The following is a 12,229-nucleotide window of genomic DNA, read 5'->3' as shown; positions in this document are numbered from 1 at the left end:
CAACCCCGCTTCGGGCGCCGTGGCACGGGCCGCAGGCTTCATTCATGAAGGCACGGAACGTCAGAAGTTCCTGATCGACGGGGAGCGCCACGACGTGCTGATCTACGGAAGGCTCCCCAACGACCCCGTTCCTGACCTACCCCCGATGCCCTGGGCGACGATCTAGAGCGAGACGAAGGGGCCGGGCCTCACACGCCAACGGCTGCGCCATCAACGGTCGGTTGAGAGAGCTGATTGGCGCTGTGGAGCTACCTGACCATACGTGCGTCCGTGATGGACGGGGCGGCAGGGTCGATCTGCTCGGCCCCATCGAACTGGAAGCCGTTGCGGACGTAGAAGGCGACCGCTCGGGGGTTCTCTTTCGCCACCCACAGCATCGCGGGTGCTGCCCCGAGCACCTCGTCCAGTAATGCTTGGGCTGCGCCGCCACCGTGGTGTGAGGCCAGGAGGTAGATCGCATAGAGCTGGTGGGATCGAGGAGGGCTGGTCTCGCCATCGCGGCGCGAGGGACCGGCCCAAGCGAACCCGAAGGGCAGACCACCGGATTCAGCGACTCGCACGATGGAGTCCCCTTGTGGCTGCTGGAGAACCTGCTCCCACATCCGATGCCGAGACTGGATGTACTCGGCTGAGAAGAAGCCCTCCGGCAGAAGGTGCGAGTACGCCTCTCGCCAGGTTGCGACGTGGAGGTCAGCCAGCGCTGCGGCGTCCACAGGTTCCGGTGCTCGGATCAGAAAGTCCATCCAGACAGGATGCCAACCGGAACCGCCTGACGCTTGGATCGCCGTACCGATCGCTCGTGTCATAAACGGTCGGTTGAGACATACTCTGTGGGTGCCGTGCGCGACGACTGCTTAGGGATTGGTGACGCCGAGGATGGGATCTGTCGAAGGAGTCTCCTACGTTCCGCTCGACGAAGCGGATTGGAGCCTCTGGAGGGCGGTCCGGTTGCATGCTCTGGTCGACGCGCCACAAGCTTTCACTACCTCACTGGACGACGTCCTCTCGAAGGACACCGAGGCGTACTGGCGCGGGTACTTTCCAGCGGTTGGACGATGCTTCGTCGCCCAAGCCGAGCAGCGAACGCTGGGCATGGCGCGGGTAGTTGTCGATCAGCAAATTGGCCCGGTGCCGATGCTCATGTCCCTCTGGGTCGACCCCGCCGTCCGGGGCGAGGGGGTCGCCGCGCACCTCGTTTGGGCCTGCAACGATTGGGTGCAGACGCACCTGCCAGGCCAGCCACTGCGTCTCGAGGTCAACGCGGATAACGCCGCCGCGATAGCTCTCTACGAGAAGCTCGGCTTTGTCTCGGTCACGGACAGTACCGCTGGGGAGGACGAGCTGACCTACGAACTGCGAGCCGGCACGGGCCTCAGCCTCTGACGCCCTGTGGGGCCGCTGGTGGCACCCCAGGGAGCCCCGCACGGCAGCGTGCCATAAACTGTCGTTTACGGCGCGTGGCGGGCGGCGGCCGCGCGAGGGTCCAGATCGAGGTGACGGTGCACCACAACCCAGCTTCGCAACGTGGACACGATTTACCTCGCCCAGCTGAGAGGGTGGTGCGTTATAAGCAGCCTGAACTACGTCGAGGGTGGCCCGGGATGGCGCATCCGGTCGATCGACCTGCGGCCCGAGATCACAGACCTAGAAGCCTTCCGTTCCGGCCTCCGAGGGGATCCGCTGCTGGATGCCATTGAAGCGTTGTGGGGCGGTGATCCGACAGGTGCGTTGTCATTGCTGGTGGACCAGCCCGACAGCTTCCGTGTCCGTGCGCTCCGTGCTGACTGCCGCCGTGACCTTGGTGATCACGACGTGGCCGTCGCGGAGTACGACTTGCTCGTAGAGGCTGTCGCGGGTTCGCCGCGTGAAGCGGTGATCCGGCAGCATCGAGGTAAGGCCCTGCTCGCGGCAGGGAGGGCAGGAGAGGCGGTGGAGGACTTCGAGCGAGTTGTGGACCTCCGCGACGGGGGCGACCCGACCTTGCTCGCGTCCGCCGTGCAGGCGCTCGAAGCTGCTCGCGCTTCAGCTGGGAGTTGCTAGAGGGCTGCTCCGTGGAGTGGTCGGGTGCGCATCTCCCTAGGGCACCCTTGGATTCGGGAGGTATGGGACGGGTGGCTGATGTGCCTGGTTCGGGCGTCGCCAACTCGTGCAGCAGCCCCGTCACGTGGCCGCTTGCCGGCGGGCACTAGCGTGGAGCGATGCAAGACGTGCGGGAAGCCCTAGTTGACGCTGCACTCACCAGGTGGCCCGAATATAGGTGGCGTGAGAGCGACTTGCATCGCGGCGCGTTTCATCTCGTACTGACCGCCCCTGGAGGCCCATCACTGCGCGCCACTCTCGGGCGATGCGGGCGCGAACGTAGCCGACGCGAGGCGAACACGCTGCTCACCCTCGAATCGGCCCGGCTCGCGCTAACTATCCCGCGAGTCCTCGACGGCCCGCACTGGGCGGAAAGCCCACGAACCTGGATCACCTCCCTGACTACCGTTCCAGGGTCGCCTACAGATGATCTGACTACCTGCTCAGTCCCGAGGCTCTCCGCATACGCAGAAACCCTGAACACGCTCCGAGCCGCGTCCTCGACCTGCGGCAACTCGCTGCCTCCGGTGCGAGCGTGGTGCGGCGGAGACCAGTGGCCGGACATCGTGCAACGCGACTTGATCCCACGACTCGAGGCGCCCGTGGGCGCGGTCGCCGCGGAGCGAGTCGAGAGCTTGCTCGAAACTGAAAGCCATGCGGTACCCATGCTCTGTCATGGCGACTTCGGCCCCCACAACATCCTGTGGTCCGAGGGAAAGGTTGCTTCGGTCATCGACTTTGATCATGCCTGCATCGGAGACCCCGCACTCGACATCGCGCCACTCATCAGTTTCCACGGCGCATCGAGCGTGACGTCACTCGGCTCACCCGAGGAGATCCAAAGAGCGATGCTCCACCGCGCCACCCTCCCACTACAGGTCGCCGCCGCCGCCCATCTAGCGGGCCTTGGACAGCTCCGAGACCACGCCCTCGCGAACTTCGCACGCCGCCTCGCCGAACGCACCTTGTTCGACCCGGCCGGGAAGACGCCCAGCTGACCACAGATCGACCGCACCGCATCTAGGGCAAGCTGTCCCACTTGGGTATACCTGGTGCGACAGATGTGTAGCAAAAGTACACTTTTGTACCCTATTGGTAACCGTAAATGATCGCGTAGTAACTGTCTTGCTGGGGTGCCCCAGTTTGGTGCGTGTTCAGCGACCTCGCGGGCGACAGTGGTCCGCGCAAGCCAGCAGCGATCGAGAGCCCGTGCCACAAACGGTCGATTAGGGCGTTCCCTCGTCGACGGTGATGACCCCCAGTACCACCATGAGCAGGAACACCGCGAAGGTCAGCCAGCCGACGATCATGATGAGCCACGCTATGGCCGTGAACTTCTCGGCACGGTAGGGGTTGATCTCGGCAGTGGACATCGCAGCGATCCCGAGCAGACCAGGCAACACGCCACCCATGAGGACTCCCGCCACAGCCACCACTCGGGCCTTGCGCTTGATCTCAGCGATCTCAGTCGTCACGTCCCGATACACAGCGCGTCTCCTCGTGAGTGCGGCCTCGCAGTTCACCGCCGAACGTCGGTACGGGCCTAACAGGAAGGTATACCGCGGCAGGCCGCCGATCGGGTGTCACTCGTCGGACCGCCCGGCCATAAACGGCACCCTCCGGGGCAGCGCAGAAGACGGCTATCGTCGGAGGATGAGAGCGAGGAAGTGGTTGCGTGAGCAGGAGCAGAGACTTGCTCAGTTCACGGCCGAGAATCCAGACGGACCCTGGGGGCCGTCGCAGCGGGCAATCGATGCGGGATGCAGAGCCTTCGCAGGACGGGCTACCTCCGGCTTCACCCAGGGCCACGATGTCCTCGTGACGCACTGGGGAGGAACCCCAGAAAGGACCCTTCTCCAGCGCCTCCGCGGCGAACCCACGAGCCCACCACCTGATGGCGGCTTCGACATCGACATCTACTCTCCGACGAGCGCTCCCGACGCGGTCTCCGAAGAACTCGACCAGTCGTGGACCCAGATCGGGTTGACGCTCCCCGAAGTACTGGCGTGGTGCGAACCCCACTCCATCAACTGGCTACCACCACTGCTGGCCGAGAGGGCAGGCGCGTGGTTCACACGCGGGGGCTACGACCCAGACTCCCCAACCGGTCTCCCGGAAGACGTATGAAGTGCGCTGACAGGCGCGAGCCATAAACGGTCGGTTGTGAAATGGCGATGAGCGCCCGCACACGGAGGGCCTCGGGGCCGGCGTTCGTCGACTAGTTGGACGGCGAGGACCGCATGAGAGCGAGCCACTGCGCTCTTTCTGTGGTACTCGCGGGCCTGCCAGGGAGATCGCGGAACCGGGTTTGATGGAACGTCGATTCGCCTTCCGGGCGTACGCACCACCAAACCCCGGCATCATCGAGCCACAAGAACCCGAGGGTGTGCCCCTTGACCACTCGGCACGTGATGCCGTAGTCGAGGTATGCAGCGACCAAGGCGACGGCGACATCACTGCGCCACTCGTCGTGCCCTTCGACGCCGTGTTCGCCCCACAAGCCGATGGACACCTCGATGCAGTCTTCGCCGTCGAGGTCAGCGATGACCCCGATAGCGGCGGGCAGACCGACCGTCATGTCCGAGGACAGCTCGATCTCACCGGGCGCCGGCCGCACGGTGGTGACCTCGATCTTGCATCGAGAAGTAATAGCGTCCGCCACGCGAGTCAGATCCACCTGACCGTCATCGGCGGCCCCGAGGTCAACACCCGACGAGGGCAACGTGATCCTCGGTTCGCGCCTCGCGATCGAGAGCGCGGCGTCAGTGCCGATGAGCAGCAGGACGATCGGGCCGATGACGATAGTCAGGGCTAGCTGAAGGATTGCCGCGACGACGGAGCCCAGAATGTCGCCGAAGCGGCGCAGGAGCCTCCCCACCACGCGGCCTCCTCTGTGCTGATCCTCCCGCCAGTATGGCAACTTCCTGCGCTCTCTGAGCGTCTACTCGTGACCTCCGAGGCGGCGTGTCACAAACAGTCGGTTGCAACGCGGAGACCGCCATCGGACACTGCCAGCATGCTGAGAAGATGGCGCGCGCGACACCCAAGGGAACAGTGCGAGGCATGCGGTCACGACTGGAGCGAACATTTGCCTGAGCGACCGGACACGTACGAGTGCAGCGAGTGCACCTACCAGATCAATCACGAAGAGCCAGGTGCTCCACCCACCGCTTGCCGCCTTTATCCCCCTCGCACTGAAGGCTTATGACCCGCTCGGCCAGAGCGCTACGGACCGCTCGTTGCGGCCCCGGCTAGCTGTCCCGCCGGGGTATACCCAAAAACGACACCCTCGACCGAGGTGTTGCCGCTGTTCCACGAAGTGCATTTGTGGTGTTTGGAGATAAATGGCGGTGTTCTGACAGAGGTAGGTGGCGGCCGCAGTACTCCTGAGGAGGCATTCGCAACGCCGCGCGCCTCTTGGCCGTCTTCACCGACGTCGCCGCGGCGAGCCTCCGTTCCATCACCGTGTTCATCGACCTCTGAGTCGCAGCGGCGGCCTCAGAGGTAACTGCAGATCTGCTCGGCGTCGCACTGGGCGGGGTCCCCCTGGGCGGCGCTCTGGTAGCAGTCGGCCACGGAGGCCCGCAGAGCGGTAAGTTCAGCGATTTGCCGGTCGAGGCTGGCGAGTTGCTGGGCCAGCTGGGCGGCCACGTGGGCGCAGGGAGCGCGCCCGGCGTCGCGGACCTGCAGGATCTCGCGAATCTCGGCCAGACTGAGCCCGGCGACTTTGCTGCGGCGGATGAACTGCAGTCGGGCGACGGCTTCTGGTGAGTAGTCGCGGTATCCGTTGGGACAGCGGTGCACAGGGGGGAGCAGTCCTTGCTGCTCGTAGAACCGCAGGGTTTTGGTCGTCATGTCGGCGGCGGCGGCCGCTTCACCGATACGCACGGTGCACCTCGATCCTGGACTGATCCTTGGCCTTACACAGTAGAGGAAGGTACTGGCGCAGTGCGCCGCCTGACTCGGTGCGACGGTGACCACCCCGTCCCCGGAGGGGCAAGTGTCCACCGGATCGCCTTCGGCGTCTCCGGGCGGGGTGTGGGTCGGCGTGTAGGTCCTAGGCCTGGAGCTTTTCCAGCGCTGCCTGGTAGGCCTCGTGGTAGGTGGGGAACTGGGCGACCTGGTCCAACAGGGTCTCCAGCGGCAGCTGGGTACGGATGGCCAGGGAGGCCTGGTGGATCCACTCCCCGGCCTGCGGGCCGATCGCCCATGCCCCGATCAGCACCTTCCGCTCGGTGTCGGCCAGCAGCCCCAGATGGCCGCGCGGGTCCTGCTCGTAGGTCCAGGGCCGGGCGATGGCGTTGGACAGGTCCAGTTCGGTGGCGGTGGTGCGGATCCCGCGCTGCTCGGCCTGCTGCTGCGTGAGCCCGGCGGCGGCGATCTCCGGGTCGGCGAACACCACCCGCGGGATCCCGTCGTAGGTCGCGGGGTGGGCGCGGCCGAGGACGGCGTCGGCGGCGATCCGCCCCTGGTACTTCGCCACGTGGGTGAAGGGCATGACACCGGTGACGTCACCGATCGCCCACAGGTTCTCCCCTGCCCGGCCGTGCTCGTCGATGAGGACCTCGCCGTGCTCGCCCAGGCGTGCCCCGGCGTCTTCGAAGCCCAGGCCTTGGGTGCGGGGATTGCGGCCGGTGCCGAAGATCACGACATCGGCGGCGACCTCGGTGCCGTCGTCGAGTTCGATGATGCTGTCCTCACCGTCCCGGCGGGCCTTGGCCGCCGAGGCGTTCAATCGAATGTCGACCCCGGTCTCAGCCAGGTAGTCGTGGACGAGCTCTCCCACCCGGGGGTCCTCACGACCCAGCAGACGGTCCCCGCGGTGGGCCAGGGTGACCTGCACCCCGAAGCGGGCCAGGAACGTGGCCGTCTCCACGCCGACGGCGCTGCCGCCGACGATGACCGCGCGCTGGGGCAGGTCGTGGGTGGTGTAGGTCTCCCGGTTGGTCCAGGCGGTGATGTCCTCGATCCTCTCGATCGGGGGGACCACCGCCTCGGAACCGGTGGCGATGATGATGTGCTCGGCGGTGACCTCCCACTCCCCGGCCTGGATCCGTCCGGGTCCGGTGAGGCGGGCCTCGTCCTTGATGACGGTGGCGCCCTGCTTCTCGAGGCCCTCGACCTGGGCAGAGTCGTCGAGGTGGCGGATCATGTAGTCGCGGTACTCGCGGGTGGTGTCCCAGTCCACCTCGGCACCGGAGACCCCGGCGGCCTTGTGGACCTCGGTGCGGGCCTCGGGTGGTCGCAGCACGGTCTTGGAGGGGATGCACGCCCAGTAGGCGCACTCCCCGCCGATCAGCTCCCGCTCGAAGACGGCGACGTTCTTCCCAGCCTTGAGTAGGCGGCCGGCCGCGACCTCACCACCGGGGCCCATGCCCAGCACGGCCACGTCGAAATGTGCGCTCATGATGTTCCTCCTTCAGGTGCAGTGGATCTTTCGGTTCTACTCGTTGAACTCGTCGTGCCGTCCCAGCTCGTGTCGGGGCAGGACGTGAGGTGTAAGCAGCAGCCGCCCGGTCGCCGCACAGGCATCGTGGCCGGTCACGGGCGCTTCCCGTGGGCTGGGGCGCTGGGGGCGGCTCTCAGGCGGCGCAGCAGGACAGTTTGGAGACATCGGTGCGGAAGGACTGGGCCGTGATCTTTAGGCCCTCGGCCATCGTCAGATAGGGGCACCACAGGGTCGCCAGCTGATCCACGGTCATGCCCGCGGACAGGACGTAGACCCCGGCCGCGGCCAGGTCCCCGGCGTCCTTGGCCACTGCGGTGATCCCGACGATCCGCCCGGTGTCGGCGTCGGCAACGATCTTGACGAACCCGCGGGTGTCACGGTTCACCAGCGCCCTCGGCACGTACTCCAGGGGGAGCACCCGGCACTCACACCGGATCCCGGCGGCTGTGGCCTGCTTGTCGGTCATCCCCACGGCGCCCACGGCCGGAGAGGTGAAGGTGACCCGGGGTAGGTGGGTGTATTCGACCCGCTGCCCGGCGTCGTTGAAGGCGTTCTCCACCACGGTGATTCCGTGGGCCGAGGCCACGTAGACGAACTCCGGGTGCCCGGTGACGTCCCCGGCCGCCCAGATCCGGGGGTGGGAGGTCGCGAGCGTGTCCTCCACGGTGATCTCCCCACGGTCCCCGGTTGCGACCCCGACCGTCTCCAGGCCCAGCCCTTCGGTGACCGCCCGGCGCCCGGTGGCCACCAGCAGCCGGTCCGCGGTGTACTCCTGGCGGCCGGCGCCCGTGGTGGCGGCCACCACGACGCCGCCGGTGGCCGGGTCGGTGGCCACGGACTCGACCGCGGCCCGGCGCACCACCTGGATGCCCTCATCGGCGAAGACACCCATGAGCGTCTTCGAGACCTCGGGCTCCTCGCCGGACAGCAGCCGGGAGCGGACCAGCACCGTGACCTTCGAGCCCAGCCGGGCGAAGAGTTGGGCCTGTTCCAGGGCCACGTAGCCGCCGCCGAGCACGATCAACGACTCCGGGACCTCCTGCAGCTCCATCGCCGTCGTGGAGGTGAGGTAGTCGACCTCCTCCAGACCATCCACTGGCGGGGCCCACGGGGTCGAGCCCGTGGCCACCAGGTAGTGCCGGGCCCGCACGGTTTCCACGGCCCCGTCTGTGTTCGTGATCTCCAGCACCGGGTCCTGGGCGTCACCGGTGAAAGTGGCGTCACCTTGGCGCAGGTCCCACCCGTAGTCCTCGATCAGGTCGGCGTACTTCTCCGAGCGCATCCCCTCCACCAGGGCGTCCTTGCCCGCGACCAGCCCGGGCATGTCCACCGGGCCGGGGATGGCGGCGATGCCGGGGAACCGGCCGGGAGCGTCCAGGGCCACATGGCGGGCGTCGGCGGCGGCCAGCAACGCCTTCGAGGGCACGCACCCGGTGTTCACGCAGGTGCCCCCGACGGTGCCCCGCTCGACCATGACCACCCGCTGGCCCAGGCTGATCGCCCGGATCGCGGCGGCGAACGCGCCGCCGCCGGAACCGATGATGGCCAGATCGAACTCGGACGTTGCAGTTTCAGGCACAGGGACCTCCACGAATCGTCGAGGAAGAACTTTCGACAGAAGTCTTCCTCATTGGTGCGTTGATCCCCACTGTGCACCTTCCCCACGGGGGGAAGGTCAAGGGGGTAACTGCGATAACAGCCCACAAATAATCGTTCTCGCTCCATCGGAGCGCACATCGCGTGTCTTATTAATAGACAGGTTGTTGAGACGGTCCGGTGCGCGTCGTCCGTTGGGCCAGTTCGAGCGTGCTCTCCCGCCATGCGGCGTCTCAGAAACTCGTCCCGTCGGTAACTGCCTCGCCGTGGTGCGCTCCAGGGGTTTGTGAGTCACACTTGCCCGATGAGGCACCTCGGCTATACCCGCGTGAGCACGGCAACGCAAGACGCGCAGTTGCAGCTTGATGCACTCCTCGATGCCGGCGTCCAGAGGCGGGACGTGTTCTCGGACGTGACCTCGGGCAGCCGGACCGCGATAGAGCGGCCGGGGATGAAGCGGCTGCTTGACTACGTCGAGGAAGGCGACACCGTCGTGGTGTGGCGCATCGACCGCCTCGGCCGGTCCCTGATCGATGTGCTGAACACCGTGAACCTGCTGCGGGAGCAGGGGGTGAAGGTCCGGTCGCTCTCGGACGGGATCGATCCGGAGACGACGTCGGGCCGACTGATGCTGGGCATGCTCGCGACTCTGGCCGAGTACGAGCGCGAACTCATCGTCGAGCGGGTCAACGCCGGAATTGCCGCGGCCAAGCAGAGCGGCACTCGCTTTGGCCGGCCGCCGGTGGATCCGGTCGTGATCGCGGAGAAGCTCGCGATCGCGCGAGACGCCCGCGCGAAGGGCCGTACCGCCGAGCAGGCGGCGCGCCTGGTTGGCTGGTCCCGCGCCACGCTCTATCGCCACCAGCACGCGGCCCGCGCCCGCGACGACCTCGCCGCCGAGAAGGTGTGAGGTGGACGGGCTGCAGCGGTGGCGCATCCTTCGACTCCACGTCGAGGACGGCATTCCGCTGACAGCCTTGGCCACCGACACCGGGATCGGTCTGCGTACCCTGTCGCGCTGGCACGCCCGCTACCGCGATGGTGGGATCGCCGCGCTGGGGAACCTGCCCCGTGCCGATACCGGGACACGCCGGATGGCGCCCGAACTCGTGGCGTTCGTCGAGCATCTGGCGCTCACCCGCCCGCGGCCGAGCATCGCCACCTTGCACCGCCTCACCCGCGGCGAGGCCGCCCGTCTCGAGGTGAAGGCTCCGAGCTACGCGACCGTCCGCGCCGTGGTCCGCAGTCTCGATCCGGCGATGGTGACTCTCGCGCTGGAGGGGCCAGCGGCCTACCGTGATCGTCACGAGCTGGTCTTCCGTCACCGGGCCGAGCGACCGAACGCGACGTGGCAGGCCGACCACACCGAGCTCGACATCCTCATCGCCGGCGCCGGTGGCAAGCCCGAACGCCCTTGGCTGACCACGGTCATGGACGACTACTCCCGCGCGATCTGCGGCTACATGGTCTTCGCTGGAGCACCATCGGCCATGAACACCGCCCTCGCGCTGCGCCAAGCGATCTGGCGCAAGAGCGAACCCAGCTGGGCGATGTGCGGGATCCCCGACGTGCTCCACGTCGATCATGGCTCCGACTTCACCAGCCACCACCTCGAATACACTGCGGTCGCTCTGAAGATCCGGCTGATCTTCTCCACCGTCGGCCGCCCGCAAGGCCGCGGCAAGATCGAACGGTTCTTCCGCACCCTCAACACCGAAGTGCTGCCCGCCCTGCCCGGACACCTCGCGGCCGACGTCCCGAAGCCGAGACCGTCGATCGACCTGCCGGCCCTCGATCAGGCGATCGGCGAGTTCATCGCGCAGTACAACGAGCGGACTCACCGAGAGATCGGGGTGAGCCCGAAAGCCGCGTGGGTCGCTGACGGGTGGTTGCCGCGGATGCCCGAGAGCCTTGACCAGCTGGACGGGCTGCTGCTGACCGTTCCCACGCACCGCGTCGTCCAACGCGACGGTATCCACTTCCAGGGCCAGCGCTACCTCTCACCCACCCTCGCCTCCTTCGTCGGGCGGACCATCACCGTCCGCTACGACCCCCGTGACCTGTCCGAGATCCGCGTCTACGACCACGACACCTTCATCTGCACCGCGATCGATGAAGCACACCCCAACCAGCGCCTGACCCTGCGGGAGATCGAGACTGCCCGCCGTGCCCGGCGCCGCCAGCTCCGCAAGGACATCAACGACCGCATCCCCACCACGCCCCGCCATGAGCCTGAACCGCCGCCATCTTCCGCAGCACCTCGCCGGAGAAGGCTGCGGACCTACGAAGAGGACGACTGATGAACCGCGACTTCATCGTCACCAAGGAGCACCGCCGCTTCGCGGAGTTCGCCACCGCCGTGCGGAAGGAGGTCACCATCGGCATCTGCCATGGCGATGCCGGCGTCGGCAAGACCCTCTCGGCTCGCCGCTACGCCCACTGGGACACCCTGGAGCCCTTCATCGACGAGTGGGGACCGCGCAGCGAGGACGACCTCAAGCATTACGCCGCCGCCAACCGCTCCCGCACCGCCTTCTACACCCCAGAAGTCCTTCCCAAGCCCCGCGACCTCATGCGCGAGATCGAGTTCTACCGCGCCAAAGTCGGCATCTGCGTCTACGAGCACCTGTGCGCGACCGGGAAGGTCACCGATCGCTATGTGCCCAGGACAATCCAGTACACCGAGCTGCTGATCATCGACGAAGCCGAACGACTCACCCGCACCGCGCTCGAACTACTCCGAGACCTCCACGACCGCGAGTACCTCGCCATCATCCTCATCGGCATGCCCGGCATCGACCAGCGCTTCCGCCACTACCCCCAGCTTTACAGCCGGCTCGGCTTCGCCCACCGCTACCGCGCCCTCGGCCGCGAAGAGCTCCTGTTCGTCCTCACCCGCCACTGGAAACGACTCGGCCACGAGCTCGACCCCGACGACTTCACCGACGCTCAAGCCATCGCCGCGATCGAACGCATCACCCGCGGGAACTTCCGCCTCCTCGAACGCCTCTTCCCCCAGATCAACCGCGTGCTGAAGATCAACCAGCTCGAAACCATCACCGACGACGTCATCGAAGCCGCCGCAAGCATCCTTGTCATCGGGAA

Annotated in this window: 13 protein-coding genes; 7 read left to right on the top strand and 6 right to left on the bottom strand. The window is 66.8% G+C overall.

Going from position 1 to position 12,229, the window contains the following annotated elements; translation table 11 throughout:
- Positions 1-248: 248 nt before the first annotated feature.
- Positions 249-743, bottom strand: a complete 495-nt coding sequence (locus tag M3B01_RS13560) for a GNAT family N-acetyltransferase (RefSeq protein WP_259792921.1) — start codon at positions 741-743, stop codon at positions 249-251.
- 133 nt (positions 744-876) lie between these two features.
- Between M3B01_RS13560 and M3B01_RS13555 the strand changes: the two genes are divergently transcribed.
- The 3 genes from M3B01_RS13555 (at position 877) to M3B01_RS13545 (ending at position 3,077) form a co-directional block, all read left to right on the top strand.
- Positions 877-1,383, top strand: coding sequence for a GNAT family N-acetyltransferase (locus tag M3B01_RS13555; RefSeq protein WP_259792919.1), 507 nt, complete (start codon positions 877-879; stop codon positions 1,381-1,383).
- Positions 1,384-1,524: 141 nt separating this feature from the next.
- Positions 1,525-2,040, top strand: a complete 516-nt coding sequence (locus tag M3B01_RS13550) for a M48 family metallopeptidase (RefSeq protein WP_259792916.1) — start codon at positions 1,525-1,527, stop codon at positions 2,038-2,040.
- Positions 2,041-2,198: 158 nt separating this feature from the next.
- Positions 2,199-3,077, top strand: coding sequence for a phosphotransferase (locus M3B01_RS13545; protein WP_259792914.1), 879 nt, complete (start codon positions 2,199-2,201; stop codon positions 3,075-3,077).
- Between the two features lie 228 nt (positions 3,078-3,305).
- Here the strand turns inward: M3B01_RS13545 and M3B01_RS13540 are convergent, their stop codons facing one another.
- Entirely contained in the window at positions 3,306-3,566 is a 261-nt protein-coding gene (locus M3B01_RS13540; protein WP_259792912.1) for a hypothetical protein, read from the bottom strand.
- A gap of 166 nt (positions 3,567-3,732) precedes the next feature.
- Here M3B01_RS13540 and M3B01_RS13535 point away from each other — a divergent pair, with 166 nt between their 5' ends.
- Complete coding sequence (locus M3B01_RS13535) at positions 3,733-4,206, top strand: hypothetical protein (protein ID WP_259792910.1); 474 nt, start codon at positions 3,733-3,735, stop codon at positions 4,204-4,206.
- Between the two features lie 91 nt (positions 4,207-4,297).
- On the opposite strand, the gene M3B01_RS13530 is transcribed toward M3B01_RS13535, so the two are convergent.
- The 4 genes from M3B01_RS13530 to merA all read right to left on the bottom strand — a co-directional run bounded on the left by M3B01_RS13530 (position 4,298) and on the right by merA (position 9,107).
- Positions 4,298-4,960, bottom strand: a complete 663-nt coding sequence (locus tag M3B01_RS13530; protein ID WP_259792908.1) for a hypothetical protein — start codon at positions 4,958-4,960, stop codon at positions 4,298-4,300.
- 617 nt (positions 4,961-5,577) lie between these two features.
- A complete protein-coding gene (locus M3B01_RS13525; RefSeq protein ID WP_087005887.1) occupies positions 5,578-5,967 on the bottom strand; it encodes a heavy metal-responsive transcriptional regulator in 390 nt (129 codons plus the stop codon).
- Positions 5,968-6,136: 169 nt separating this feature from the next.
- Positions 6,137-7,486, bottom strand: coding sequence for an NAD(P)/FAD-dependent oxidoreductase (locus tag M3B01_RS13520; RefSeq protein WP_087005890.1), 1,350 nt, complete (start codon positions 7,484-7,486; stop codon positions 6,137-6,139).
- A gap of 175 nt (positions 7,487-7,661) precedes the next feature.
- Complete coding sequence (gene merA, locus M3B01_RS13515; RefSeq protein ID WP_259792903.1) at positions 7,662-9,107, bottom strand: mercury(II) reductase; 1,446 nt, start codon at positions 9,105-9,107, stop codon at positions 7,662-7,664.
- 321 nt (positions 9,108-9,428) lie between these two features.
- Here merA and M3B01_RS13510 point away from each other — a divergent pair, with 321 nt between their 5' ends.
- From M3B01_RS13510 to M3B01_RS13500, 3 genes are all read left to right on the top strand, one after another.
- Positions 9,429-10,034, top strand: coding sequence for a recombinase family protein (locus M3B01_RS13510; protein ID WP_259792901.1), 606 nt, complete (start codon positions 9,429-9,431; stop codon positions 10,032-10,034).
- Position 10,035: 1 nt separating this feature from the next.
- Positions 10,036-11,424: a Mu transposase C-terminal domain-containing protein gene (locus tag M3B01_RS13505; protein WP_259792899.1), complete on the top strand. Its 1,389-nt coding sequence runs from the start codon at positions 10,036-10,038 to the stop codon at positions 11,422-11,424.
- On the top strand, positions 11,424-12,229 hold an 806-nt coding region (locus M3B01_RS13500; RefSeq protein ID WP_259792897.1), incomplete at its 3' end, for an AAA family ATPase. The genes M3B01_RS13505 and M3B01_RS13500, both read left to right, overlap by 1 nt.

It is taken from the genome of Brachybacterium sp. p3-SID957 (assembly GCF_025144775.1).
Lineage (GTDB): Bacteria > Actinomycetota > Actinomycetes > Actinomycetales > Dermabacteraceae > Brachybacterium > Brachybacterium epidermidis.
The sequence above is the reverse complement of the archived record's forward strand: the minus strand, read 5'-3'. Positions and strand labels throughout refer to the sequence as shown.